Consider the following 24,649-nt stretch of genomic DNA (forward strand, 5'->3'; position numbering starts at 1 on the left):
CACAGTCCGGTCGATACGCGCCCCCGGCGTACCGCACGGTCCGGTCGGTACGCGCCCCCGGCGTACCGACCGGTCCGCGGGTGCTACTTCTTCACGAGGTCGGCGCGCAGGTCGTCGAGGACGCTGTTCGCCGCCGTCACGCCGAGGCCGAGGTACCAGGTCTCGTCCGGGACGTCCTTCGCCTGCCCGGCCTTGACGGCCGTGAGGTTCTTCCAGAGCGGGTTGGCCTGGGCGGCGTTCTTCCTGGTGGCCTTGGCGTCGCCGTAGACGCCGGTGAAGATCCAGTCGGCGTCGGCCTCGTCGATCTTCTCCGGGCTGATCTCGGCGGCGAGCTCGTCGATCTGCTGGTTCTCGGGCCGGGGCAGACCGGTGTCCTCCAGGATCGTGCCGATGAAGCAGGCCTTCGCGTAGAGGCGGATCTTGCCGGGGAGGTAGCGGACCATGGAGACGGTCGGCTTGTTCGGGCCGATGTCGCTTCCCAGCTGCTTCGCCCTGGTCTCGTACGCGGAGAGCTTCGCCTTCGCCTCGGCCGTCCTGTCGAGCGCGGCGGCGTTGAGGAGGTAGTTCCCCTTCCAGGTGAAGCCCGGGCGGATGGAGAAGACGGTCGGCGCGAACTTCGACAGCTCGTCGTACTTGTCGGCGGCGCGCAACTGGCTGCCGAGGATGAGGTCGGGCTGGAGGTCGGCGATGGCCTCCAGGTTGAGGTTGTTGACGGTGCCGACGGACTTCGGGGCGCCGGCGTCCTTCTTCAGGTAGCCGGGGATGCCGTCGTCGCCCTCGGAGGGGGCGTAGCCGACGGGCTGGATGCCGAGGGAGACGACGTTGTCGAGCTCGCCGACGTCAAGGACGACGACCCGCTTGGGGGCGGCCTTCAGCTCGGTGGTGCCGAGGGCGTGGGTGAGGGTGCGCGGAAACTGGCCGGGCTTCGCGTCGCTCCCCATGGCCGCGGTCTTGGCGGCGGCGGACATGAGCAGGCGCCTGTACGCGTTCTGTGTGCGTTCCGTACGGGGACGGAGTCGCGACCGACCGGAGCTGCAGACTCCACTTAGGTTCGCCTTGCCTTACTCACCATTGGTCACTCCAGCACAGCCGCCCCCTCCCCCTCAGCCGAACCGCCGGACGACCACCCTTATGTGTGAAGTGACCGGGCTCGTGTTGTTCGGCTGGAAGTGCGAAAACTAGCTTCGTGGCCGGAGGTGACGAGTCGATGACAGCGTGTGCCATCGAGACCGCGGCCGAGGACGACGACCGCGACAGGGACGCCGCCTGGTCCGCAGGGCCGGGCGGGCCCCCCGGCTTCGCCGATTCCGCCGGTCCCGCCGGGCCCCCCGGCTTCGCCGGATCGGCCGGGTTCACGATCACGGCCAACGGCGCGTACGCGGCCCGGCTCGCGGGCGCCGGAGACGCCCTGTACGTGGAGCGGTGGACGCTCGACGGCCCGGAGCCGTACGCCGTCCCGCTCCCCCTCGGCCAGCCGGAGGAGCCGCACGCCCAGCTGCTGCCCCTCGCGGACGGCCGGGTCCTCGTCGCCCGCCGGGTGGACGGGCGGCGGAACACCTTCTCGCTGCTCTACCCCACCGGCCCGGCCACCGGGGAGCTCCAGCTCGGCGCGGTGGAGGCACCCGGCTCCGAGCGGCTCGTGCTGCTGCCGCCCTCGCCGGACGGCATCTGCGCGTACGCGATGTGCGTCGGCCCCGACACGACGACGCTGTGGCTGGTGGCCGGCGGCGCCTTCGGCCCCGAGCAGGTCGCCGAGATCAAGGGCGGCTGCACGGGCGGGGTGTGGCTCGACCGCACCGGCCGGATACTCGCCCTCGACCGGCGGCTCGGCGACGGGCCGGTGAAGGCCGTCACCGTCGACCTGGAACGGGGCGGCGAGGTGACGCCGCTGCTCCAGATCGCCGAGGAGAGCAACGACCGGCTGCTCCTCGCCGACCCGGACAGCGGACTGCTCCTGATCCGCTCCGACGCGCCGTCGCCCGGGCGCGACCGGCTCGGCTGGGGGGTCCTCGGGAGCCTGCTCCCGGTGCGGTTCCCGGAGTGCCTGCGGCTCGACGACGCTGCGGTGACTCCGTTCGCCGTGCAGCCGGGGCAGGTGCTGATGCCGGAGAGCTGCTCGGTGGCCCTGCGGATCGACGCGGCGGGCGGGAGCTGGGTGGGGACCTGGGAGCCCTCCTCACGCCGGATGGCCCAGTCGGCCGCCCCCGCGGGGTGGCTGGCCGGCGCCGGGCTGTGGACGGCCGGGGGCGTCCTGCGGCTGCCGTACGTGACGGCCGGGGCGCCGTGCGGGCTCGTGGAGCTCGAGACGCCGCCCGAACCGGAGCCGGAGCCCGAGCCGGTGGCGTCGACGGCCGCGGTACCGGCGGCGGTCGTCGACGAGCCCCGGGTGTGCCGTCCGGTGCCTTTGCAGCAGGCTCCCCTGACGGACCGCAAACCCGCTGGCTAGACTCACGGGCCGCACAGCAAGATCGATTTCTACGGGGTGAGTTCCAGCATGTCGGAAGCAAGCACGGAGGGTAAGGAGCCGCACGGCTCCGGAAGGCATCGCGGTGAGGCGTCGCCGGCGGAGGACTCCTCGTCCTCGCCGCACGGTCGCCACCGCCGCGAACCCGTCGCGCAGTGACCGAACGGTCCGCCGGCGCGGTCCGGTGAGCAGTCCAGCACGGTGAAGGGCCCCGGGTCTCCCCGGGGCCCTTCACCGTTCCCCACCTTCCCCGCGCCCCGCCCCCCGCGGCCCTTTCAGCCCCCGGAGCCCCCGCAGCCCCTCCAACTCCTCCAGCCCGTTCAGCCCTTCTTCAGACCCAGCACCTCCGCCGCGGCGAAGGTCTCGCCCGCCGGCCGGGACGCGTAGTGCGGGGTGAGCACGGAGTCCAGCTCCTCGTACGTGAACGCCTCCTTGGCCGTGTCGAACTTGGCCGACACCCTGGGCCGGTCCACGACCGCCACCATCCCGCCGTGGACGACGAGCAGCTGGCCGTTGACCCCGGCCGCCGCCGGGGAGGCGAGGTAGCCGACCAGCGGCGCCACGTGCTCCGGCGACAGCGGGTCGAGGTCCCCCTCCCCCGGCTCGGCGAAGCCGGCGAAGACGTCTTCCGTCATCCGGGTCCTGGCCCGCGGGCAGATCGCGTTGGCCGTCACCCCGTACCGGGCGAGCGCGAGCGCCGACGACGTGGTCAGGCCCACGATGCCGCCCTTCGCCGCCGCGTAGTTGGGCTGACCGGCCGAGCCGGCGAGGAAGGCCTCGGAGGAGGTGTTGACGATCCGGCCGTAGACGCCGGTCTCCCCCGCCTTGGACCGGCCCCGCCAGTGCACCGCGGCGAAGTGGGTGGTGTTGAAGTGGCCCTTGAGGTGGACCCGTACGACGGAGTCCCACTCGTCCTCGCTCATCGAGAAGACCATCCGGTCGCGCAGGATGCCCGCGTTGTTGACCAGGACGTCCAGCTTCCCGAACTCGGCCACCGCCAGGTCGACCAGGCCCCGCGCCGTCTCGAAGTCGGAGACGTCGCCGAGGTGCGCGACCGCCCGGCCGCCCGCCGCGCGGATCTCCGCCGCGACCTCCTCCGCGGGCGCGGCGGAGGCTTCTCCGGAGCCGTCGCGGCCGGCCTGCCCGTAGTCGTTGACGACGACGGCGGCGCCGAGCCGGGCCAGTTCGAGCGCCTCGGCGCGGCCGAGGCCCCGGCCGGCGCCGGTGACGATCGCGCTCAGGCCCTCAAGGGGAAGTGACATGGGTCGCGGTCCTCTCGGAACGGATCGGAACGGATCGGATCAGATCTCGATGCAGGTGCGGAGCGCCACACCCGTACGCATCTGCTCAAGGGCTTCGTTGATGCCCGACAGCGGCACCCGGTGGGTGATCAGCGACTCCAGGTCGATGCGGCCGGCCCGCCAGAGCGCGATGCTCCGCTCGTACGAGGTGAGCACGTCGCCGCCGCCGTACATGGAGGGCAGGATCTTCTTCTCGTCGAAGAACAGCTCGAACATGCTGAACTGGAGGTAGTCGTCGAGGGCGCCCGCGCCGACGACGCAGAGGGTGCCGCCGCGCCGGGTCGTCTCGTAGGCGGTACGGGCGGTGGCGGACTTGCCGACGACCTCGAAGACGTAGTCGAAGCCCTCCCCGCCGGTGATCCGCTGCTTGGCGTCGGCGAGCGCGTCGGGTGCGACCGCCTCGGTGGCGCCGAAGCGCAGCGCGGCCTCGCGCCGGGACTCGACGGGGTCGACGGCGACGATCTGGGCGGCGCCCTGGAGCTTGGCGCCCTGGATCGCGGAGATGCCGACGCCGCCGCAGCCGATGACGGCGACCGAGGAACCGGCCTCCACCTTCGCGGTGTTGATGGCCGCGCCGAGGCCGGTGGTGACCCCGCAGCCGATGAGGGCGGCGATGTCGAAGGGCACGTCGTCGGGGATGGGGACTGCACAGCCCGCGTCGACGACGACCTCCTCGGTGAAGGTGCCGGTGCCGGCGAAGCCGAAGACGTCACCGCCGGGGCGCTTGAAGTTGGGCGTGCCGGCGTTCATGAAGCCGGCCAGGCAGAGCTGCGTCTGGCCGCGCTTGCAGGCGGGACAGCTGCCGCAGGCGGGCAGCCAGCAGAGCAGGACGCGCTGGCCCGGGCTCAGCCCGGTGACGCCGTCGCCGACGTCGAGGATCTCGCCCGCGCCCTCGTGCCCGGGGATGAAGGGGGCGGGCTGCGGGAGGACGCCGCTCATCGCGGAGACGTCGGAGTGGCAGAGGCCGGTGGCCCGGACGCGGATCCGCACCTTGCCGGGCCCAAAGCCCACGGCCTCGACGTCGTCGAGGACTTCGAGTTTGTCCTGGCCGATCTCGTGCAGTACGGCTGCGCGCATGGTGCGGCTCCCCTCAGGGGTACGGGAATGGGCAAGAGGTGTCAGGAGTGCTCGACGACGGGTCAGGCGTGCTCGACGACGGTGTCGGCGAGCACGGGGGCGTCGTCGCGCTCCACGGCGGTGACCGCCACCTGGACGCTGCCCTCGCCGGCCCACATCCGCAGGCGCAGGGTCTCGCCGGGGAAGACGATCCCGGCGAAGCGCGTGCGGTACGAGCGGACGCGGGTGACGTCCCCGTCGAGCAGGGTGTCGACGACGGCCTTGAGGGTCATGCCGTAGGTGCACAGGCCGTGCAGGATCGGCCGGTCGAAGCCGGCGAGCTTGGCGAAGTCGGGGTCGGCGTGGAGCGGGTTCCAGTCCCCGGAGAGCCGGTAGAGCAGGGCCTGCTCCTCGCGGATCGGCCGCTCGACGGTGGCGTCGGGTTGCCGGTCCGGGAGCGCGAGGCGCTCGGAGGGCCCGCGGTCGCCGCCCCAGCCGCCTTCGCCCCGTACGAAGATCTGGGCGTCGTTGGTCCAGAGCGGGCCGTCGGCGTCGGAGGCCTCGGAGCGCAGGACGAGGACGGCGGCCTTGCCCTTGTCGTGGACGGCGGCGACGCGGGAGGTGGAGACGGCCCGGCCGCTGACGGGGACGGGACGGTGGAGCGTGACCGACTGGCCGCCGTGCAGGACGGCGGCGAGGTCGATGTCGATGCCGGGGGCGGAGAGTCCGCCGACGACGCCCATGCCGGCGCCCGCGACGGTGGCGAAGCTGGGCAGGACGTGGAGCCGGGACTCCAGGGTGTAGCGGAGCTCGTCGGGGTCGGTCGCGGGCACTCCCGCGCCGAGCCCCAGGTGGTAGAGCTGGACGTCCTTGTGGTCCCAGGAGATCTCGGCGCTGCGGGGTTCGGCGGCGACGGCCTTGGCGGGGTCGATCGGCATCGGGCTGCTGCTCCTCGTGGGCGAGGCGGCGGGGAAAGACCTCGATGCGACCGTCCGCACCGTCGGTCGCACCGAGGCCGTGCGGGACCGTCCCGGACGCGGCCGTTCTAGAACGCGTTCTAGGTCGGTGGACCCCATGTATAGCCGAGGCGGGGAGAGTTGGGAACCCTCCCGACGCCCCCTACCTGACGACACGTCAGAAGACTGCCCACGTCACCCTCCCGGGACATTTGCCACGGCCAGGCCCGTACGTTCGCGTGGGCAGCTTCAGCCAAGGACGCGAGGAGCCGTGCGACGATTCGCCGGCCGGCAGGAAGTCACGAGCGGGGGCGAAGGCCGATGGAGCATGTCAATGTCGACGCGCAGGCCGGCGACCTGTCGGGGGTCCTGGACCCGGCCGGCTGTCTGGAGTACCTGCCCTCGATCTCCGGTGATCTGCCACCCGGCGCCCGGGCCTTCGCCACTGACAGCGACCACTACGACTTCCGCAGCAGGCGATGCGTGAAGGATCTGACGCTTCAGGCCGTCCAGGGGGCCGGCCATGAGGAGATGGAGGTCGAGTTCCGGCACAACTGCTGGAAGCACGATCAAGACCTGGTCATCCGATACACGGGCGTGTCCTGCCTGGTCATCGATCCCGCCGACGCCACAGGGACGGACCTCGGACCCGTGATTCTCGACGAGATCCTGCCGCACAGAGACGGCTGCAGCCACGAGATCGCGTGCTGGAACGGCACGCTCACCATCATCTGCCGTGACCTCCAGGCGACCTGGACGGAGACCGACTGCTCAAGCAAGCCGTAGGCGCGACTGCCCGCCTGTGGTGGATCTGCCCATGAGAACGGCCCGTTCAGGTCCGCGGTGGGGAGCCGCGCTCGTACCACGGGCTGGGGTCATGGGGGAGGAAGCCTTTGGCGCCGTCGTGCATGTCCGGCACGACAGAGAGATAAATGCTGCACGTCTTGCCCGTGCCGGCGCCCCGGTAGTCAAACCTGATTCCCGGGGGCTCGTCGGGCCAGGTGTCGAACACCCAGGCCGCCGGACCGGTGTACGTGAGGTGGATCTGATCGGCTGACTGCCCGCAGCCCGTCTCGGGCTCCATCACCCGTTCCAGCTCGGCGGAACCGTCCGCCCGAACCGTCAGACGTCCGCCGCCCGAAGCCGACCAGACCCCCTCCACGTCGGCGACGGTGAGTGATGGTCGGCTCTGGTCCTCGGTCAGGTCCACGAGGAATCCGGTCACTGTCGCGACGAGAAACCCGCCGACGGCAACCGTCAACCACACAAAGCTTCGTGGCCGATCCGTCACGGAAACCTCTCTTCGGGCGGGTGACCTGGGCGTCCCAAGGAATTGCCCGGCTCAACCGGACGGCGTCACCGAGGGCCACACGCCGAACCACTGCTCGGTGCCGTACTCCTCGAACCGCTCCACCTCGGTGAACCCCAGCTTCGCCGCGAGGCGCATCGCGCGGGCGTTGGCGGTCTGGGTGGAGAGCACCACCGGCTCGCCGGGAAGCGCGTCGGCGAACCAGTCGAGTGCCGCCGCGCACGCCTCGACGGCGTAGCCGCGGCCCCAGGCCTCCGGCAGGAACAGATAGCCGAGTTCGGCCTCTCCGCCCTCCGGGCGGACGTGACCCGGGCGTTCCGCGTCGCGCCGGTCGAGCGTGATCATGCCGATCATCGATCCGTCGAGGTCGACCACGAAGAGGCCGGGGCGCCGCCCCGGCACCTCCGGCACCGCGCGTTCGAGCTCGTCGCGCGGTCGGGCGCCACCGATGTAGGTGCCCACCTCCGGCGACGCGAACAGCTCGATGAACGCGGCACGGTCCCGGGCCTCGGACTCGCGGAGCACGAGCCGTTCGGTTCCTGTCGGGGCGGGTGGCCAGGCGAAGGTTCCGGTTTCGATCATGACGGGCAACCTATCGCCCACGGACAGGCGTTCGGGGCCGCTCAGTCGAGACAGAACTCGTTGCCCTCGATGTCCTGCATGTTGATGCACGACTCGTTGACGCCGTCGGCGAGCAGTACCCGCTCACAGACCGCGCCGAGCGCGACCAGCCGTTCGCACTCCGCCTGGAGTACGGCGAGGCGCTCCGCCCCCACGAGCCCGGTGCCGGCCCGCACGTCGAGGTGCACCCGGTTCTTGGCGACCTTGCCTTCGGGAACGCGCTGGAAGTAGAGCCGCGGGCCCTCACCCGAGGGGTCCACGGCGACGAACCACGCGCCCTGACGCTCGGGCGGCAGCGTGCTGTCGTATGCGGCCCACGAGGCGAACCCCTCCGGAGGCGGCGGTACGACGTACCCCAGCACCTCGCACCAGAACCGAGCCACACGCTCGGGTTCCGCGCAGTCGAACGTGACCTGGAACTTCTTGATCGAAGACACCGGCCCACCATAGGGGGCGCTGTTCGCCGGGGCATCGGATTTATTCGCCGCGCGGATGGAGGTCTCGCCGGACGAGCCCCGACAGGCGGTCCGCCCTACGCTGTTTCTCGTGACCGAGATGCCGCAGGACCACCGCCCGGCGAAGTCCGTACGGGTTCTCCTCGCCGAGGACCAGGGCATGATGCGCGGGGCCCTCGCCCTGTTGCTCGGGATGGAGCCGGACATCGACGTCGTCGCCCGGGTCGGGCGGGGTGACGAGATCGTGGATGCCGCGCTGCTCTCCCGGCCCGACGTCGCCCTCCTCGACATCGAGCTGCCCGGGCGCAGCGGGCTCGACGCCGCCGCCGATCTGCACGACGAGGTTCCGGACTGCCGGGTCCTGATCCTGACGACCTTCGGCCGCCCCGGCCATCTCCGCCGGGCGATGGAGGCCGGCGCGGCGGGGTTCCTGGTGAAGGACGGGCCCGTGGAGGAGCTGGCCGAGGCGATCCGGAAGGCCCTCCGCGGCGAGACGGTCATCGACCCGGCCCTCGCCGCCGCGGCGGCTCGGGGCGGGGCCGAACCGGTTGACGGCACGTGAGCGGGACGCCCTGGCGGCCTCCCGGCACGTGAGCGGGACGCCCTGGCGGCCTCCGTGGACGGCCTACAGGCCTTCGGAGAGCGAGGCCGTCCGCTGGGCCTCGAAGTTCCTCACGTACGCGTCGAAGACCGACCCGTCCTCGTACTTGAGCAGCGTCTCGTCGTTGTACCTGAGCGCCGTCGTCGTGTAGGTGTGGCTGCCGGTGAAGACGATCTTCTTGTTCACGCCGCCGTAGTACGTGCCCTCGATCAGCAGGTACTTCGTGTGGGAGTCGGTGCCGCCGCGGCCGTCGTTGTCGAGCTGGTGCAGGGTGATGCGGCCCTTCCCCGTCACCGGCCTGGTCAGCCAGTTGGCCACCTGCCCCATGGGCTTGTCGTCGGCGGTCCAGTTGTCGAGCGAGCGGTAGACGATCTCGATCTGGCAGCCCGCGTTGGCGAGTTCCCACAGCTTCCTGGCCACCTCGACGCGCGTGATGTGGCCCTGGGCGATGCGGATCTTCGTCCGGCCGTCGGTCGTGCCGATTCCCGCGGAGTTGCCGCCGCAGGAGTCCGCGGTGCCGACCGGCGCCACCGTCCCGAGGATGTTGACGACCGTGTCGGTGGCGGCCCGCGGGAAGAAGTACACCTTGGCCTTGCCCGCCTGGGTGTCGTGCGCGTACTCCGCGACCTGCGGCGTCTGCCCGATGGCGGCCGCCGCCTGGTCTCCGAAGTACCGCGTGTACGCGTCGAACAGTTCCTTGTTGCCGACCACCGTCAGGGCGTCGTTCCACCAGGCGTTGAGGTCCTGCCCGGTGAGGTTGCCGGAGGACTGCACCACCACGTTGTCGACGGCGGTGTCGCCCTTGCCCTTGGTGCGGGAGAACAGGAAGAACTTGTTGTGGTTGACGTTGTCGTACGTGCCGTCGGGGTCCGTCGCCGTGGTGCCCGGGTCCAGGGCGAGGCAGGCCTCCTCGGGCTTGCAACCGCGGACCCAGGAGTCCGGGCTGCCCGGCTCCGCCAGCTGGTTCCGCAGGCTGGTGGCCGCCGTGGAGGTGCTGTCGTCGTCCAGGACCACCTGGACGGCGACGCCCCTGCGGTGGGCGGCGCCCAGCTTGTCGGCCAGGTACTGGGACTGGAACAGGTAGAGCGAGATCTTGACGGAGGACCCCGCCTCGGCGCCGTCGACGAGGTCCGCCAGGTGGAAGAGGATCCGTCCCCTGGCGGCCGCGTCCGCGCTCGACGGCTCGTTGAACACGGCGCCGGTGGTCACGGCCACGACGGGTTCCGCCGACGCGGAGGGTGCGACCGTCAGGGTGGCGCCCACGGCGAGCGCGGTCGCGAAGGTCCTGAACTTGTTCTTGATCGTTATCACTCGCGCATTGTCACGTACGGCGCGCGCCGCGCTCCGTGGGCTTCGGCAGCCAGAGCAGCATCAGCGCGGACGACACCACGAGGACCCCGGCCGAGACCCGGAAGGCCATGGCGTAGCCGGGGACCAGGTGGGCGGGGTCCGGCGCGCCGAAGGTGACGATCGCGGGGGTGGCCGCCGCGGCGACGGTGGAGAGGACGGCGAGGCCGAGGGCGCCGCCCATCGTGCGGGAGGTGTTGACGAGGCCCGAGACGAGGCCCGCGTCGCCCGGTGCGGCGCTGGAGGTGGCGAGGGTGGCGAGCGGGGTGGTGGCGAGGCCGAGGCCCGCCATCATGAGGACGCCCGGGCCGAGGATCGTCCCGAGGAAGGTCCCGTCGGCGGTGAGTGTCGACTGCCAGGCGAAGCCCGCGGCCCCGATGAGCGCACCGATCACGGCGAGGTTCCGGGCGCCGACGACCGGCATCAGGCGCGGGGCGAGCTTGGAGCCGAGGACGACGCTGAGGGAGCTGGGTACGAGGGCGAGCCCGGCCTGGAGCGGGGTGTAGCCGAGGACGTTCTGCGCGTACACGGTCATGAAGAACCACATGCCGAAGGAGCTCGAACCGCACAGCAGGATCGCCGCGTTGGCCGCCGAGACGGCCCGGTTGCGGAAGATCTTGAGGGGCATCAGCGGCGCCGCCGTGCGGGCCTCCACGGCGACGAAGACCCCGAGCAGGGCGAGTCCGCCGAGCAGGGTGAGGAGCGTGGCCGGGTCGGTCCAGCCCGCTTCCTCGGTCTGGACGATGCCGTACGCGAGGGTGGCGAGGCCGCCGGTGACGAGGACGGCGCCGGGCAGGTCGAGGCGGCGGCCCGCGCCGGTGCGGCTCTCGCTCAGCCAGAGCGTCGCGGCGGCGAGGACGAGGATGCCGATGGGGATGTTGATGAGGAGGACCCAGCGCCAGGAGAGCAGGTCGACGAGGAGGCCGCCGACGAGGCCGCCCGCCGCGCCGCCGGCCGCGCCGACCGCCGTCCAGGTGCCGATGGCCCGGGTGCGGGCCGGTCCGGCCTCGACGGCGCCGGTGATGAGGGTCAGCGTGGCGGGCGAGAGGAAGGCGGCGCCGAGGCCCTGTACGGCGCGGGCGCCGATCAGGTACTGGCCCTCCGGCGCGAGGCCGCCGACGACGGAGGCGGCGGTGAAGAGCCCGAGGCCGAGCAGGAACATCGCCTTCCGGCCGTAGAGGTCGGCGGCCCGGCCGCCGAGCAGCATGAAGCCGGCGAAGGCGATCGAGTACGCGTTGAGCACCCATTGGAGGCCGAGCGAGGAGAGCCCGAGGTCGGTCCGCATCGACGGCAGTGCGACGTTGACGACGGAGACGTCGAGGACGACGAGGAACTGACCGGCGCAGGCTGTCAGGACGACCAGCCACGGGCGGGGGGAGCGTAGGGACGCGGTGCGGGACGTACGCGAGGCACCCTTGGCGCTCGTGGCGGAGTCGGTCTGCGGCATGGATGTCATGGTCGCAGACCGCTCCAGCCCCGTACATACGCCGAGGGAAGGCCTCGACTACGCCGAGAGTCCTACGCCCTGTCCCGCCCTGATCCGCCCTGCCCGGCCCCGATCCGCCCTGCCCGGCCCCGATCCGCCGGACAGGCCCTACGCCTTCCGCAGCAGCGTCACCACAGCCGCGCCACCGAGGCCGATGTTGTGCGCGAGCCCGACCCGTGCCCCCGTCACCTGCCGCGCCCCCGCCTCGCCCCGCAGCTGCCACACCAGCTCGGCCGCCTGCGCGAGGCCGGTCGCGCCCAGCGGGTGGCCCTTGGAGATGAGCCCGCCGGAGGGGTTCACGACCCACCGCCCGCCGTACGTGGTGGCGCCTGACTCGACGAGCTTGCCGGAGGCGCCCTCCTCGCACATGCCGAGCGCCTCGTACGTGAGCAGTTCGTTGATCGAGAAGCAGTCGTGGAGCTCGACGACGTCCACGTCCTCGATGCCGAGTCCGGAGCGCTCGTACGCCTGGCGGGCGGCGGCCCGGGACATCGGGCGGCCGACGGCGTCGATGCAGGAGCCCGAGGCGAAGGACTCGTCGGTGTCGGTGGTCATCGCCTGGGCGGCGATCTCCACGGCCCGCCCGCGCAGCCCGTGTTCGTCGACGAACCGCTCGGAGACGACGAGGGCCGCCGCCGCGCCGTCGGAGGTGGGCGAGCACTGGAGCTTGGTGAGCGGCCGGTGGACGGTCTTGGCGGCGAGGATCTCGTCGACCGTGTAGACGTCCTGGAACTGGGCGTTGGGGTTGTTCGCCGAGTGCTGGTGGTTCTTGGCGCCGACGGCCGCGAGCTGCACCTCGGTCGTCCCGTACCGCTCCATGTGCTCCCGGGCCGCGTTGCCGAAGATCTGCGCGGTGGGCGGGGACATCTCGAAGCCGTGGGCGGCGGCCATGACGCCGTAGTGCCGGGCTACCGGCGAGGTCGCGAAGTCGCCGGCGCCCGCTCCGCCGCCGAGCGAGCCCCGCGCCATCTTCTCGAAGCCGAGGGCGAGGACGCAGTCGGCGACGCCGCCCTCGACGAACTGCCGGGCGGTCATGAGGGCGGTGGAGCCGGTCGCGCAGTTGTTGTTGAGGTTGTAGACGGGGATGCCGGTGAGCCCCAGTTCGTACACGGCCCGCTGTCCGGCGGTGGAGGGCTGGAAGCAGTAGCCGACGGCCGCCTGTTCCACGCTCCCGTACGGGACGCCCGCGTCGGCGAGCGCGGCCGTGCCCGCCTCCCGTGCCATGTCCCAGTACTGCCAGTCCCGGGTCTCCGGCTTCTCGAACTTCGTCATCCCGACGCCGACGACATACGCCTTGCTGGTCATCGCGGGTCCCTCCCCGTCTCTCGGTCTCAGTCTCTCGGCAGGCCGAGCAGGCGCTCGGCGACGACATTGAGCTGTACTTGGGTGGTGCCGCCCGCGATGGTGAGGCAGCGGGACATGAGCATTCCGTGCAGCGCCCGTTCGCCGGGCCCCTCGCGCACCGCGCCGTCGGGGCCGAGGAGTTCGAGGGTGAGTTCGGCGACCTTCTGCTGGTGGAGGGTCTGGACGAGCTTGCGGACGCTGGCGCCCGCGCCCGGTTCGAGGCCGGAGACCTGGAGCAGGGTGGTGCGCAGGCCGATGCAGGCGAGGGCGTGCGCCTCGGCGAGGAGGCCGCCGATCCGGACGCGTACGGAGCTGTCGTGCCGCGCGGCCCGCTCGATGAGGGCTTCGAGGCCGGTGTCGAAGGCGACCTGGTCGGCCATGTGGACGCGTTCGTTGCCGAGGGTGTTGCGGGCGACCCGCCAGCCGTCGTTCACCTCGCCGACGACGGCGTCGGCGGGGAGGATCGCGGCGTCGAACCAGACCTCGTTGAAGAGGGAGTCCCCGGTGATCTCCTTGAGCGGCCGGATGTCGATGCCGGGGGTGTTCCGCATGTCGACGAGGAAGTAGGTCAGCCCCTTGTGCTTGGGGGCGGCCGGGTCGGTGCGGGCGAGCAGGATGCCGTGGTGGGCCCACTGGGCGGCGCTCGTCCACACCTTCTGGCCGGTGATCCGCCAGCGGCCGTCCTCGGTGCGCTCGGCGCGGGTCCGGAGGGAGGCGAGGTCGGAGCCGGCGCCCGGTTCGGAGAAGAGCTGGCACCAGAGCCGCTCGCCGCGCAGGGTCGGTCCGAGGTGCGTCTCCTGCTGCTCGGGGGTGCCGTGGGCGAGGAGGGAGGGGACGACCCAGGCGCCGATCCCGAGCCCGGGGAGCGTAATCCCCGCCTCGTCCAACTCTCTCTGGACGGCGAGCTGTCGGAGGGGGTCGGCGCCGAGTCCGTACGGCTCCGGGAGGTGCGGGGCTGCGTAGCCGGTGGGGGCGAGGGCGCGCCGGGCGGCGGCCGGGTCGAGTCCGGCGGCGGGGGCGACGGCCTCGCGGGCGGCGGCGCGGTAGGCGTCGGCCTCGGGCGGCAGGTCGAGCCGGAGGCCGCGCCGGACGCCGTCGGCGGCGTGCCGCAGGGCGGCCAGTCGGTGGTCGTCGCCGGTGCCGAGGAGCTGGCGGGCGACGACGGCGCGGCGGAGCAGGAGGTGGGCGTCGTGCTCCCAGGTGAAGCCGATGCCGCCGAGGATCTGGATGCAGTCCTTGGCGCAGGTGTACGCGGCGTCGAGGGCGGTGGCGGCGGCGAGCGCGGCGGTGAGGGGGCGGGCGGTGTCGTGGGTGGCGCGGGCGGCGTCCCAGGTGAGGGCGCGGGCCTGTTCGAGCCGGACGAGCATGTCGGCGCAGAGGTGTTTGACGCCCTGGAACTGTCCGATGGGCCGCCCGAACTGTTCGCGGGTACGGGCGTGTTCGGCGGCCGTCTCGACGGCGCGGGCGGCGGTGCCGCAGGCGTCGGCGGCGAGCAGGACGGCGGCGAGGTCGCGTACGAGGCCGGAGGTGAGGGCGAGTTCTCGGGCGGCGGGGACGTGGGCGGCGCGGGCGGTGATCTCGGCGGTCGGCCGGGTCGGGTCGGCGCTCTCGTGGGGCCGGACTGCGAGCCCTTCGGTGTCCACCGCCGGCCCCCCGGTGTCCACCGCGAGCCAGACGGAGCCGTCGGCGGTGGCGGCCGGGAGGAGTACGAGGTCGGCCTGGGCCCCGCCGAGGACGGGGGGCGCGGCGCCGTCGAGGAGCCAGCCGCTAGCGGTACGGACGGCGGTGAGGCTCCCCGCCCCGCCGAGGGCGACGGCGGCGATGCGCTCCCCGCGCGCGATCGCGGCGGCCGACTCGCCCTGTCCGGCCCGGTGCAGGAGCTCGGCGGCGAGGACGGAGGGCAGGTACGGCCCCGGCAGCAGCCCCGCGGCCGCCTCCTCGACGACGACAGCGAGGTCCACGAGGTCGCCGCCCCCGCCGTCGCACTCCTCGGGGAGGTGGAGCCCGAGGAGCCCCTGCTCGGCGGCGGCGTCCCAGTACGCGGGCCGTCCGGTGGCGGCGTCGGGGACGTCCAGGTGCTTGCGGACCTCCTCGGGCGGTACGGCGCGGGCGAGCCAGCCCCGGACGGATCGGCCGAGCGCCCGCTGTTCGTGCGTGATGGCGATGCCCATGCGCCGCAGACTAGAACACGTTCCATTCTGACGGAAGGTCAGAAAGCCTTTCAGGTAAGCGAATCGGGACCGAAGCGGCGGCGGTACTCCGAGGGCGCGAGGCCCGTCTCGCGGCGCGTCAGCGCGCGCAGGTGCGCGGCGGTACCGAGGCCGCTGCTCCGCGCGACCGCGTCGAGGCGCACCTCGCCCCGCTCGATGAGCCGGCAGGCCAGGGCGATCCGCTCCCCCGTCAGCCAGGCCGGCGGCGTCGTGCCCAACTGCGCCCGGAAGCGGCGGTGCAGGGTCGCGGGACTGACGGCCGCGCGGGAGGCCAGGTCGGCGACGGCAAGGGGCTCGTCGAGGCGCTCCTGCGCCCAGGCCAGGACCGGCGCCAGGGACTCGTCGGGGATGGCCGGCACGGGCCGCTCGACGAACTGCCGCTGCCCGCCGTCCCGGTGGGCCGCGAAGACGAGCCGCCTGCTGACCGCGTTGGCGATCTCCGCGCCGTGGTCACGCCGGACGATGTGCAGCCCGAGGTCGAGCGCGGCGGCGCTGCCGGCGGCGGTGAGGATGTCGCCGTCGTCGACGAAAAGCACGTCCTCCTCCAGGCTCACGGCGGGGAAGCGCTCCCGGAAGGAGTCCGCCCACTGCCAGTGCGCGGTGGCCCGCCGCCCGTCGAGCACCCCCGCCTCGGCGAGCGTGAAGGCGCCGCTGCAGAAGCCGACCAGCCGCGCCCCGCGCGCGTGCGCCCGCCGGACGGCGTCGAGCACCGCCGGACGGCGCGGCACGTCGATGTCGGGGCGGTTGGGGACGATCACGGTGTCCGCCGCTTCGGCCGCCTCAAGACCGGCGACCCCGGAGAGGGTGAAGAAACCGTCCCGCATGAGGGTGTCCGGCTCGGGTGAGCAGAGACGGAAGTCGTACAGCTCACGGCCGAGCTCGGGCCTGCGCAGGCCGAAGACCTCGGTGGCGCAGCCGAGCTCGAAGGGGTTCGAGTCGGCGTCGACGATCACGACGACCCGATGGAGGCCGTGGGCGGAAGCTCCCCGCGAGGATTCTTGCGGCATGCGCGATTCCTAGGGGGTGTCTTGTCGATCAGGCCGGATCAGGGAGCGGCGTCTGGTGCCGTGGATCGCAAGGCGGAGGAGGGAGTCATGGCGGTGGGGGCACCTCCCGTGCCCGAAGGGCTACGGGGGACCATGCCGAGTGACGACAACGCGGCGAGGCGCGGCACCAGACGCCGCGAACCCGGCCTGAGCGGCAAGACACCCCCTAGCACCCACGCGGTACGCAGTGCACCGGCGAGGGGTCCCGGCGCTCCGGGCGGGCGCTCCCCCGGCCCGTACTCGCCGGGGGAGCGAAGCCACGCTCGGATGGCCGCCGGCCACTAGTTGATCTTGATGAGCTCCACGTCGAAGACGAGCGTGGCCTTGGGCGGGATCGCGCCCGGGACACCCCTGTTGCCGTAGCCGTAGTCGGAGGTGATGGTCAGCTTGGCGCGCTCGCCCAGCGACATCTCGGGGACGCCTTCGTCCCAGCCCTTGATGAGCTGGCCGACGCCGATCCTGCAGACGAAGGGTTCGTTCCTGTCCCGGGACGAGTCGAACTTCTGTCCGTTCTCCAACGTGCCGGTGTAGTGCATCGTCACGGTGTCTCCGGGCTTGGGGAAGTTCTGGCCGTCCCCGGCCTCGATGACTTCTCTCGTGACTCCCATGTGTTCCTCTTCTCGGTGTGAGCGGTCGTAGCGATGGCGACGATACGTACCTGCGAGGATTCTTGCGACATGTGCGATTCCTGGCACTCACGCGGCCCGCGCTCCACCGGCGACGAGGGCGCGGCCATCCTGATGTTCGAGCCGACGGGCACCTCGGAGGCGTTGTCAGTGGGGCCTGTCACGATGCCCAAGAACTACAGACAGAGGGAGTGAACACGCCATGGGTACCTGGGACATCGGCCCGTTCGACAGCGACACCGCCGCCGACTTCTCCTACCGGGTGGACGACGCCCCGGCGGAGAAGCGGGCGGAGGTGCTGCGCGCGGCCTTCCGTGAGGTGACCGCGACCGGTGACGACTACCTGGACTCGGACCTGGCGGTGGAGGCGATCGCGTCGGCGGCGCTGGTCGCGGCGCAGTGCCCGGGCGGGGAGCCGGTGACGACCGCGTACGGGCCGAAGGAGCCCCTGCCCGAACTCCCGGTGGAGCTGCGTCCGATGGCCGTCGCGGCGCTCGACCGGGTACTGGGCCAGGACTCGGAGCTCCTGGAGCTGTGGGAGGAGTCGGACGGCGAGGAGTGGAAGGCGGGGATACGGAAGCTCCGTGCGGTCCTGGCGGGGGCGTAGGCCCTCAGTTCCGGCCGAACACCCGCCGCAGCCCGCTCTTGGGCGGGGGCTCGGCGGCCGACGTCTCGCGGGCGTACTCCAGCTCGGCGACGGAGATCCGGAGGTGCGTCGTGGACGCCCACGACTCCTTTGCTGGTGGAGGCGGTGACGGACCGGTGGGGGCGACGAGGCGGCCGACGGGGAGACGGTGTGGTTCGAGTGCGACGCGTAGGGCACGATGGGCGCCCGTACCCGCGTACTCGCCAGTAGGAGACACCATGTCCGTGCCCGCGCCCGAGATCCTTGCCGCCTTCGAGGCCGCGAAGGGCTTCATGCCCGTCGGGGAGGGCCTCGCGCTGTACGAGGCGGCCACGGACGCCGCCGAGCTCGGGCTGCCGCTCCTGGAGGTCGGGACGTACTGCGGCCGGTCGACGATCCTCCTCGCGGACGTGGCCCGGCAGGCGGGGACGGTCGCGGTGACCGTGGACCACCACCGGGGCAGCGAGGAGCAGCAGCCGGGCTGGGAGTACCACGACCCGACCGTCGTCGACCCGGAGGTGGGGCTGATGGACACGCTGCCCACCTTCCGCCGGACCCTGCACAAGGCGGGCCTGGAGGAGCACGTCGTCGCGGTGGTCGGCCGTTCGCCGCTGGTCGCGAAGGCGTGGGGCGGGCAGCTCGGCCTCGTGTTCATCGACGGCGGGCACACCGACGAGCACGCCACGAACGACTACGAGGGCTGGGCCCCCAAGGTCGCCCCCGGGGGCCTGCTCGTCATCCACGACGTCTTCCCGAATCCGGAGGACGGCGGTCAGGCTCCGTACCGGATCTACCTCCGCGCCCTGGAGTCGGGCGACTTCGAGGAGATCTCGGTCACCGACTCCCTCCGGGTCCTGCGCCGCCGGGGCTGACCGGCCGGACGGGGCCGATCGGCCGGACGACGCTGACAGGCTGGACGAGGCTGCCCCCGGCTCAGACGGGCCGGCGGCCCGTGACCGTGAAGGCCACCGAGTAGGTCAGCGTCTCCTCGCTGTCCAGATGGGCGAGGAACGCCTCGACCGCCCCGTCGGCCGCCGCCGTCGACCCGCCGAGCGCGCGGGCGATCAGCGGGCGGGCGATGTCGAGCTTGAGCGCCCACTGCTCGCGCTCCACCGGATCGATCCGGCCGGCGATCAGGTGGTACGGGTCGACCCGCACCTCCAGGTCGGTGAGACCGGCCCGGCGGGCGAGGCCGAAGAGGCGGCGGCCGGTGTGCGGGTCGAAGCCGCTCGCGGCGAGGGCCTCCGTCACCGGGTCGAGGGCGGCGCGCAGCTCCGGGCCCATCGGGTCGTGCCAGACGAGCTGGCCGTCGAGGTCGAAGAGCACGACCCGGCCACCCGGGCGGGTGACCCGGGCCATCTCGGCGACGACCCGCTCGCGTTCGGCGACGTACTGGAGCATCAGCCGCGAGTACACGAGGTCGAAGGAGCCGTCCTCGAAGGGGAGCGCGCGGGCGTCCCCGGAGCGCCGGAGCAGCGCCGCGCCGTCCGGGCTTCCGGTTCCGGCGGCGAGCCGCTCGGGGTTGCCGTCGAAGGCGGTGACCTCCGCCTCCGGCCGGGCGCGGTGGACGGCCTCCGCGATGTGCCCGGGCCCGGCGCCCACGTCGAGCACCCGCCCGGCCCTGGAGGCCCCGGCACCGGCGCCCCCGGCATCCCCGGCGGGCAGGACCGGGCCCAGGTACTCCCGTACCCACTCGTCGGCGTCGACCTTGGCCACCAGCCGACCGGCCTCCCGGCGGTCCTCCATCAGATACGGAACGGTCACTGCGCCCTCCTCGGGTGCTGCCCCCGGCCGCGCAGGCGCCGCTCGTAGAGGCTGTCGATGTGCTGGTAGACGTCGGGGTACGACTCGGCGAGCCAGATGGCCCGGGTGTACGGGCGGACGGGTTCGGCGCCCGCCCGGATCAGCCGGTCCATCGGCGTCTCGCCCGCCACGGGGACGGCGCCCGGTGCGAAGTCCTCGTAGGCGGCGCTCGCGGCGGCGATCAGCGCGTCCAGCGCCCGCTGGGCCTCCGGCTCGTCGAGCTCGGGAGAGACGAGCACGTCGCAACGATTTTCCAGGAAGGAGAAGTTGAAGCCGAGCGGCCCGCGGTAGGCGAGAGCCGCGGCCCTGAGCCGTCCCGTGGCGTCGTGCTGGACCCAGATCCGCCGGTAGCGGCGCAGGTCGACCAGCCGGTAGAGCCGGTCGACGTCGTCGAGCCCCAGGTCGTCCCGGTCGAGACCCTCGGCCCGTACGTACACCTCGCCCCGGCACGCCCGGGCGAGCTCCGCGAGCTCGGGGCAGGCCCCGCCGTCGAGCTCGACCACCGGTCGGCCGCGGTCGCTGCCCTGACCCAGCAGCCCGGCGAGCGGCCGCGGCACCATCACGTACGCGCCGGGGACGACGAGGGAGCGCTCGGGGCCGATGCTGTCGGCCAGGCCGCCGAAGGCGAGAGCGGCGAAGCGATTGCTCGGGCTGAACCAGTTCTGCTGTGCCACGTCCCGCCGCTCCCCCGAGCGAACCGCCTGGGCGGCCAGCATCACGGCCCGCCCGCCGAGCAGGGTGCCGCTGCTCACCAGGTGCTGGGTCTGCCAGCCCGCGTGGGTGGAGCGCCAGGAGGTGAGGGAGGCCCAGCCGCCGTCGGGCTCGTCGTAGCTCGCCACCCAGTGCAGGAGCTCCCCGGCCCGGCGCGCCCGCTGCCAGTTCTCCAGGACCAGCGACCAGTACGGGGCCAGCCTCGCGCGCTTGGCCGGATAGAGGAAGCGGGAGCGTTCGTACCGCTCGAAGAGCTCGGCCGGGGGAAGCGCGTTCACCCGGCAGCCGAAGTCCGACCAGGCTAAAGGGGTGGGCGGGGCTGTGGGAGTGGTGTCGCGGTCCAGGACCGCCGTGCTGTTCATGAGTCTTGCGTCCTGAGTGGTCGGAGGGTCGCGAGATCTCGGAGGCTCCAAGATCATCGGACACTCCAACGGCCGCCCCCTCGAAAGGTGACGGCCGCCGGGACGAACTTCATTCGCATTGCACGAATGTCGGAGTGGTGCGTCAGAACGCCGCTGTCACGTAAAGGCAGTTGGTGTAGCTGTAGCCCGCTTCGATCTTCGTCTTGCTCGACTTGGTGTCTCCGGCCGCGGAGGTGCCGGTGGACGCCCGCTTCTGGAGGAAGTGGTAGTCGCCGGCGGGCAGGAGCAGGGTCGCCTTCGGGTACTTCGAGGACGGCCCGGTGCAGGCCTTGATCTTCTTGCCCTGGGAGAGGACCGGGCCGGGGTACTTGGTGCAGGTCGTGCAGGCCTTGAGCGTGACCTTGCCGGTCATCGGACCGGTGTAGAGCAGCTCGACCTCACCCGGGCCGTCGTTGCTCACGACCATGACCATCCGGGAGCCGCCGGGGACCGTGGACGGGGGCAGGCTCTTGCCGGCCGCCGGCTCCTCGTCGGCGATCTCGGCCGCGATGGCGATGGAGCGGGCGTGGGCGGCCTGCGGGCTTTCCGGGTAGTCCTTGGCGTACGCGGTCATGGTCTTGATCGCGTTGTCGAAGTCCTTCTCCTTGAACTGGTCGGTCCCGCAGGCGAAGTCGCCCCGCTGGACCGCCTTGCCGGCATCGCGCGTGACGCCTTCGAGAGAGGGGTCCGAGATGGCGTTGAGCGAGGTCCGGAGCGTGCGCAGCTCGGACGTGGTGTCGCAGGGCTCGGTGCCGCTGTCGAGCGCGGTCGTACGGGTCTTGAGCGCCGCCCGGACGGCCGGCTCGACGCGGGTGGTGTGGGACGACTTCGGGAAGGTGCCGAAGAGCTCGTTCAGGCTCACCTCGGCGGACGGGGTCGCGGTGTACACGCCGAGCGCCGAGGTCCCGCACTCGTAGAGCGAGTGGGCCAGCGGCTCGTCGGTCTTGGCGGGCCGGGGACCCAGCAGGTCCTTGTCGATGGTGCCGGAGAGCCCCCGCAGGTGCTTGAGCGGGGCGATCGCCTCGCAGTACGTCTCGTTCTCGTACGGGGCGGAGAGCGTCTTGTAGTACGCGTCGAGCCGCTCGGGGACCAGCTTCCCGGCCCGCGACCCGGAGTGCTTCGTCGCGAGTTCCTCGTAGCCGGCCAGCGCCTGCTTGAAGATCGGCTCGGCCTTGTCGAAGGCCAGGCCGTCGGCCGACTTGACCTGCGCGTCCGCCGCGGCGAGCCGGTCGAGCAGCGCCTGCTCCTTCGCCTCGTCGCGGGCCGCCCCGTACGCGAGCGAACCGCCCGCGGGCACGGCGAGCAGCACGACGGCGAGCGGGAGCGCGAGGCGGCGGAAGGACTCGCCGATCCTGAGGGTCGCGCGCAGCCCGCGCCGGGCTCCGTCGGCGGCGACGGCGAGCAGGAAGACGCCGTAGCCGACGAGGAGGCCGACGGGCACGCCGTCGACGTCGGCGGGGAGCGCGAGCACCAGCAGGGCGACGGTGGCGACCCAGCAGAGCGCGGCGCCGATCCAGTTGCGCAGGAAGACGTAACCGAGGCCCAGGCAGGAGAGGTTGAGCAGGCCGATCAGGGCGGCCTGGGCCGGGTTCGCCTCGCCGCGCGGCGCGGAGCCGGGCGCGGGGGGCGGGCCGTAGCCGGGCGGTGCGCCGGGCGGCGGCGGCAGGACCCCGGCACCGGCCCAGCCGGGCGCGGCCGCCGGGGCGGCGCCGGGCGCGGGTCCGGGTCCGTATCCGGGTCCGTATCCGGCCCCGGGCGGCGGGCCGAAGCCGGGGGCCGGGGCTCCCGGGCCGGAGGCGCCGTACGCACCGGGCACCGGGGCGCTCGGAGGCGGACCGCTCGGGGCCGGGGCGCTCGGAGGCGGACCGCTCGGTGCCGGACCGCTCGGAGACGGGCCCACCGGAGCCGGACCAGCCGGAGCCGGGGCCTCCCAGGGCGCCGGGGCGCCGAAGCCCCCGCCCGTACCCCCATCCGCACTGCCGGCCGTGCCCCCGCCCGCACTGCCACCCGTACTGCCGGCTGCGCTGCTGTCGCTCTGGGCGCCGGATGCGCCCTGCGGCGGTCTGTTTAACGTTCCGTCCCCCGGAATCCGGTCGGACGGCTCGGGACGTGCGTCGTTCGGTTCTTCCCCCACCACGGTTCCCCTCGTGGGTCCATGCGCGGTGACACCCCACCGTCGCCTCTTTGCACCTACCCTTCACCGTCCGGGCACACGCGTCCACGGTTCCGGAAAGCCGGTGACCAACCTGCGACCTACCCGCTACGGGATTTCACCGCGTACAGGGCCTAAAGTCGCGGGGTGCCGTACGACCACCGGAAGACCGCCCCCCGTACCCTCGCCCTCGCGCTGGCCCTCGCGGGCTGCGGTGCCGCACTCGCCGGCTGCGGAGCCTCCCAGGCGTCCCAGAGCTCCGGGAAGAGCGGGAACCAGTCCCTGCCGCCCGCCGCCACCGCGACCGCCGGCGAGAGCGCAGGCTCCGGGCAGCCGAGCCGAACCCCGCTCCCGGCCACCCCGACCTCCTCGGCCTCCTCGGCCTCGCAGGGGTCCCGCTCGCTCGCCGGGCGGATCATCGTGGTCGACCCCGGCCACAACCCGGGAAACTTCCGGCACCCCCGGGAGATCAACGCCAAGGTGAACATCGGCACGAACCGCAAGGAGTGCGACACCACCGGCACCTCCACCAACGCCACCGCCTCGAAGCCGGCCTACACGGAGGCCGCCTTCACCCTCGACGTCTCGCACCGGCTGCGCGACCTCCTCACGGCGCGCGGCGCGAAGGTGGTCCTCACCCAGGACGCCGACCGCCCCTGGGGCCCCTGCATCGACGAGCGGGCCCGGATCGGCAACGAGGCCCGCGCCGACGCCGTCGTCTCCGTCCACGCGGACGGTTCGGCCGTCGGCAACCGCGGCTTCCATGTGATCCTCCCCGCCCGGGTGAGCTCCGGCGCGGCCGACACCACCGCGATCGTCGGGCCCTCCCGTGAACTGGGCGAGCGCATCGCCGGCCGGTTCGCGCGCGCGACAGGCACGGCACCCTCCAACTACCTCGGCTCCGGTACGGGGTTGGACGTCCGCGATGATCTCGGCGGGCTCAATCTCTCAACCGTCCCCAAGGTCTTCGTCGAATGCGGCAATATGCGTGATCCGAAGGATGCCGCGCTGCTGACGTCCGCGGCGTGGCGGCAGAAGGCGGCACAGGGCATCGCGGACGGCATCGAGACCTACCTCCACGGGTAGAACCGGCGAGCGATAGATTCGCTCCGTAACATGGGGCCGCCCCCGTGCCACGAACTTGAGCGCCACCCCGACGCGACGACGACGCGACGACGACCCGACGAAGGACTCTTACGTGAATATCCGCTCCCTCACCCGAGGCGATGGCGTGCTGATCGGTGCAGCGGTGGTGCTGTTCATCGCCTCATTCCTGGGCGTCGCCGGCTGCGACGGCCCCGACTCGTTCTGCGACCAGTACGAGACCCCGAACTCGTGGGAGGCGTCCTACCTCGGGTGGGGCTCCTACTTCCTGGGGCTCGCCGGCGCCGCACTGATCATCGCCTCCCGCGCCCTGCCGCAGCAGCGCAAGGTGGCCGGCCTCGAGCTCGGCCAGGTCGGCGCCGCGTTCACCGTCGCCACCGCATGGACCCTGCTCATGTGGATCTTCGAGACGGAGAACGCCGGCGCGGGCCTCGTCCTCGGCCTGATCGCCGCCCTGGTGCTGGCCGGTGCCGCCGTCGCCGGTCCGCTGGTCCCCGCCCTCAAGGCCCCGCTCGTGGGCGCGCCGCGTCCGCAGACCCCGCAGCCGTACGGCATGCAGCCGGGCCAGCCGGGCGTCCCCGGTGGCTACGGCTACCCGGGCGGTCAGCAGCAGCCGTACGGTGCCCCGCAGGACCCCTCGCACGGTGCGGGCCAGCCGTTCGGTGCGCAGGGTGCCCCGCAGCCGCACGCCCCGCAGCAGCCGGAGCCGCAGGCCGCCGCCCCCGCCCCGCAGCCCCAGGCGCAGCCGTCCTCGGACTTCGCACCGTTCTGGTTCGCGGTCCCGGTCGCCCGCCCGCTGTACGCGGAGGACGGCTCGCAGGCGCCGATCGCCGAACTGGCGCCCGGCACCTGGTACCTGGCCGTCGAGCAGCGCGGTCCGGGCCTGGTGGCCCAGACGCAGGACGGCCGCCGCGGCGTCCTCCAGGACACGACGGGCATCCAGCGCGGCTGACGCCCCCCTTTTTTTCAGGGCTCGGTTCGCCTCCGGGGCGCTCCAGCCGGGCTCACAGGGTCGACCGTGCTCGCCTCCT

Annotated in this window: 22 protein-coding genes and 2 pseudogenes; 7 read left to right on the forward strand and 17 right to left on the reverse strand. The window is 72.7% G+C overall.

Annotated features, from left to right (window positions below; translation table 11 throughout):
* Positions 1-83: 83 nt before the first annotated feature.
* Positions 84-962: pseudogene (locus OG361_RS12125) on the reverse strand (ABC transporter substrate-binding protein); the annotation flags it as partial.
* 245 nt (positions 963-1,207) lie between these two features.
* On the opposite strand from OG361_RS12125, the gene OG361_RS12130 reads away from it, so the two are divergent.
* On the forward strand, positions 1,208-2,446 hold the full coding sequence (locus OG361_RS12130) for a hypothetical protein (RefSeq protein WP_405853329.1): 1,239 nt from the start codon (positions 1,208-1,210) through the stop codon (positions 2,444-2,446).
* Positions 2,447-2,784: 338 nt separating this feature from the next.
* Here the strand turns inward: OG361_RS12130 and OG361_RS12135 are convergent, their stop codons facing one another.
* The 3 genes from OG361_RS12135 to OG361_RS12145 all read right to left on the reverse strand — a co-directional run bounded on the left by OG361_RS12135 (position 2,785) and on the right by OG361_RS12145 (position 5,759).
* Entirely contained in the window at positions 2,785-3,726 is a 942-nt protein-coding gene (locus tag OG361_RS12135) for a 3-oxoacyl-ACP reductase (RefSeq protein ID WP_405853330.1), read from the reverse strand.
* A 39-nt stretch (positions 3,727-3,765) separates the two neighbouring features.
* Positions 3,766-4,842 carry a Zn-dependent alcohol dehydrogenase gene (locus OG361_RS12140; protein ID WP_405853331.1) on the reverse strand — a complete coding sequence of 359 codons (1,077 nt, stop codon included), beginning with the start codon at positions 4,840-4,842 and terminating at the stop codon, positions 3,766-3,768.
* A 62-nt stretch (positions 4,843-4,904) separates the two neighbouring features.
* Positions 4,905-5,759, reverse strand: a complete 855-nt coding sequence (locus tag OG361_RS12145; RefSeq protein ID WP_405853332.1) for a MaoC/PaaZ C-terminal domain-containing protein — start codon at positions 5,757-5,759, stop codon at positions 4,905-4,907.
* 339 nt (positions 5,760-6,098) lie between these two features.
* On the opposite strand from OG361_RS12145, the gene OG361_RS12150 reads away from it, so the two are divergent.
* A complete protein-coding gene (locus tag OG361_RS12150; RefSeq protein ID WP_405853333.1) occupies positions 6,099-6,563 on the forward strand; it encodes a hypothetical protein in 465 nt (154 codons plus the stop codon).
* 46 nt (positions 6,564-6,609) lie between these two features.
* Here OG361_RS12150 and OG361_RS12155 read toward each other — a convergent pair whose 3' ends face one another.
* The 3 genes from OG361_RS12155 to OG361_RS12165 form a co-directional block, all read right to left on the reverse strand.
* A complete protein-coding gene (locus tag OG361_RS12155; RefSeq protein WP_405853334.1) occupies positions 6,610-6,987 on the reverse strand; it encodes a hypothetical protein in 378 nt (125 codons plus the stop codon).
* A gap of 132 nt (positions 6,988-7,119) precedes the next feature.
* Complete coding sequence (locus OG361_RS12160; RefSeq protein ID WP_405853335.1) at positions 7,120-7,668, reverse strand: GNAT family N-acetyltransferase; 549 nt, start codon at positions 7,666-7,668, stop codon at positions 7,120-7,122.
* 41 nt (positions 7,669-7,709) lie between these two features.
* Entirely contained in the window at positions 7,710-8,144 is a 435-nt protein-coding gene (locus OG361_RS12165) for a VOC family protein (RefSeq protein WP_405853336.1), read from the reverse strand.
* 118 nt (positions 8,145-8,262) lie between these two features.
* On the opposite strand from OG361_RS12165, the pseudogene OG361_RS12170 reads away from it, so the two are divergent.
* Positions 8,263-8,746 (forward strand): annotated as a pseudogene (locus tag OG361_RS12170) (response regulator transcription factor); the annotation flags it as partial.
* Between the two features lie 41 nt (positions 8,747-8,787).
* On the opposite strand, the gene OG361_RS12175 reads toward OG361_RS12170, so the two are convergent.
* From OG361_RS12175 to OG361_RS12200, 6 genes are all read right to left on the reverse strand, one after another.
* A complete protein-coding gene (locus OG361_RS12175; protein WP_405853337.1) occupies positions 8,788-10,074 on the reverse strand; it encodes a phospholipase D-like domain-containing protein in 1,287 nt (428 codons plus the stop codon).
* Between the two features lie 10 nt (positions 10,075-10,084).
* The gene (locus OG361_RS12180) at positions 10,085-11,566 is read right to left on the reverse strand and encodes an MFS transporter (RefSeq protein ID WP_405853338.1); all 1,482 of its coding nucleotides are present in this window, start codon (positions 11,564-11,566) and stop codon (positions 10,085-10,087) included.
* Between the two features lie 138 nt (positions 11,567-11,704).
* On the reverse strand, positions 11,705-12,901 hold the full coding sequence (locus OG361_RS12185; protein WP_405853339.1) for a lipid-transfer protein: 1,197 nt from the start codon (positions 12,899-12,901) through the stop codon (positions 11,705-11,707).
* A 26-nt stretch (positions 12,902-12,927) separates the two neighbouring features.
* Positions 12,928-15,111, reverse strand: coding sequence for an acyl-CoA dehydrogenase (locus OG361_RS12190; protein WP_405853340.1), 2,184 nt, complete (start codon positions 15,109-15,111; stop codon positions 12,928-12,930).
* A 50-nt stretch (positions 15,112-15,161) separates the two neighbouring features.
* Positions 15,162-16,157 carry a GlxA family transcriptional regulator gene (locus OG361_RS12195; RefSeq protein ID WP_405853341.1) on the reverse strand — a complete coding sequence of 332 codons (996 nt, stop codon included), beginning with the start codon at positions 16,155-16,157 and terminating at the stop codon, positions 15,162-15,164.
* Between the two features lie 320 nt (positions 16,158-16,477).
* A complete protein-coding gene (locus tag OG361_RS12200; protein ID WP_405853342.1) occupies positions 16,478-16,804 on the reverse strand; it encodes an FKBP-type peptidyl-prolyl cis-trans isomerase in 327 nt (108 codons plus the stop codon).
* 220 nt (positions 16,805-17,024) lie between these two features.
* Here OG361_RS12200 and OG361_RS12205 point away from each other — a divergent pair, with 220 nt between their 5' ends.
* Positions 17,025-17,429, forward strand: coding sequence for a DUF4259 domain-containing protein (locus tag OG361_RS12205; RefSeq protein WP_405853343.1), 405 nt, complete (start codon positions 17,025-17,027; stop codon positions 17,427-17,429).
* 4 nt (positions 17,430-17,433) lie between these two features.
* Here the strand turns inward: OG361_RS12205 and OG361_RS12210 are convergent, their stop codons facing one another.
* The gene (locus OG361_RS12210; RefSeq protein ID WP_405853344.1) at positions 17,434-17,688 is read right to left on the reverse strand and encodes a hypothetical protein; all 255 of its coding nucleotides are present in this window, start codon (positions 17,686-17,688) and stop codon (positions 17,434-17,436) included.
* Here OG361_RS12210 and OG361_RS12215 point away from each other — a divergent pair.
* Entirely contained in the window at positions 17,687-18,319 is a 633-nt protein-coding gene (locus OG361_RS12215; RefSeq protein WP_405853345.1) for a class I SAM-dependent methyltransferase, read from the forward strand. The two genes, OG361_RS12210 and OG361_RS12215, sit on opposite strands and share 2 nt — an antisense overlap.
* A gap of 61 nt (positions 18,320-18,380) precedes the next feature.
* On the opposite strand, the gene OG361_RS12220 is transcribed toward OG361_RS12215, so the two are convergent.
* The 3 genes from OG361_RS12220 to OG361_RS12230 all read right to left on the reverse strand — a co-directional run bounded on the left by OG361_RS12220 (position 18,381) and on the right by OG361_RS12230 (position 22,178).
* Positions 18,381-19,211: a methyltransferase domain-containing protein gene (locus OG361_RS12220; protein ID WP_405853346.1), complete on the reverse strand. Its 831-nt coding sequence runs from the start codon at positions 19,209-19,211 to the stop codon at positions 18,381-18,383.
* On the reverse strand, positions 19,208-20,323 hold the full coding sequence (locus OG361_RS12225; protein ID WP_405853347.1) for a hypothetical protein: 1,116 nt from the start codon (positions 20,321-20,323) through the stop codon (positions 19,208-19,210). The genes OG361_RS12220 and OG361_RS12225 overlap by 4 nt, the downstream gene beginning before the upstream one ends.
* 142 nt (positions 20,324-20,465) lie before the next feature.
* The gene (locus OG361_RS12230) at positions 20,466-22,178 is read right to left on the reverse strand and encodes a hypothetical protein (protein ID WP_405853348.1); all 1,713 of its coding nucleotides are present in this window, start codon (positions 22,176-22,178) and stop codon (positions 20,466-20,468) included.
* A gap of 483 nt (positions 22,179-22,661) precedes the next feature.
* Between OG361_RS12230 and OG361_RS12235 the strand changes: the two genes are divergently transcribed.
* Entirely contained in the window at positions 22,662-23,600 is a 939-nt protein-coding gene (locus tag OG361_RS12235) for an N-acetylmuramoyl-L-alanine amidase (RefSeq protein ID WP_405853349.1), read from the forward strand.
* Positions 23,601-23,712: 112 nt separating this feature from the next.
* A complete protein-coding gene (locus OG361_RS12240) occupies positions 23,713-24,570 on the forward strand; it encodes a DUF5336 domain-containing protein (RefSeq protein ID WP_405853350.1) in 858 nt (285 codons plus the stop codon).
* The last annotated feature ends 79 nt before the right edge of the window (positions 24,571-24,649 follow it).

Origin of the sequence: Streptomyces sp. NBC_00090, from assembly GCF_045160815.1 — a bacterium.
Lineage (GTDB): Bacteria > Actinomycetota > Actinomycetes > Streptomycetales > Streptomycetaceae > Streptomyces.

Coding starts and splice junctions, on each gene's coding strand:
- OG361_RS12225 (WP_405853347.1), bottom strand. CDS start 20,323: ATGAACAGCACGGCGGTCCTGGACCGCGACACCACTCCCACAGCCCCG.
- OG361_RS12180 (WP_405853338.1), bottom strand. CDS start 11,566: ATGACATCCATGCCGCAGACCGACTCCGCCACGAGCGCCAAGGGTGCC.
- OG361_RS12190 (WP_405853340.1), bottom strand. CDS start 15,111: ATGGGCATCGCCATCACGCACGAACAGCGGGCGCTCGGCCGATCCGTC.
- OG361_RS12150 (WP_405853333.1), top strand. CDS start 6,099: ATGGAGCATGTCAATGTCGACGCGCAGGCCGGCGACCTGTCGGGGGTC.
- OG361_RS12205 (WP_405853343.1), top strand. CDS start 17,025: ATGGGTACCTGGGACATCGGCCCGTTCGACAGCGACACCGCCGCCGAC.
- OG361_RS12210 (WP_405853344.1), bottom strand. CDS start 17,688: ATGGTGTCTCCTACTGGCGAGTACGCGGGTACGGGCGCCCATCGTGCC.
- OG361_RS12185 (WP_405853339.1), bottom strand. CDS start 12,901: ATGACCAGCAAGGCGTATGTCGTCGGCGTCGGGATGACGAAGTTCGAG.
- OG361_RS12200 (WP_405853342.1), bottom strand. CDS start 16,804: ATGGGAGTCACGAGAGAAGTCATCGAGGCCGGGGACGGCCAGAACTTC.
- OG361_RS12160 (WP_405853335.1), bottom strand. CDS start 7,668: ATGATCGAAACCGGAACCTTCGCCTGGCCACCCGCCCCGACAGGAACC.
- OG361_RS12135 (WP_405853330.1), bottom strand. CDS start 3,726: ATGTCACTTCCCCTTGAGGGCCTGAGCGCGATCGTCACCGGCGCCGGC.
- OG361_RS12140 (WP_405853331.1), bottom strand. CDS start 4,842: ATGCGCGCAGCCGTACTGCACGAGATCGGCCAGGACAAACTCGAAGTC.
- OG361_RS12195 (WP_405853341.1), bottom strand. CDS start 16,157: ATGCCGCAAGAATCCTCGCGGGGAGCTTCCGCCCACGGCCTCCATCGG.
- OG361_RS12130 (WP_405853329.1), top strand. CDS start 1,208: ATGACAGCGTGTGCCATCGAGACCGCGGCCGAGGACGACGACCGCGAC.
- OG361_RS12145 (WP_405853332.1), bottom strand. CDS start 5,759: ATGCCGATCGACCCCGCCAAGGCCGTCGCCGCCGAACCCCGCAGCGCC.
- OG361_RS12215 (WP_405853345.1), top strand. CDS start 17,687: ATGTCCGTGCCCGCGCCCGAGATCCTTGCCGCCTTCGAGGCCGCGAAG.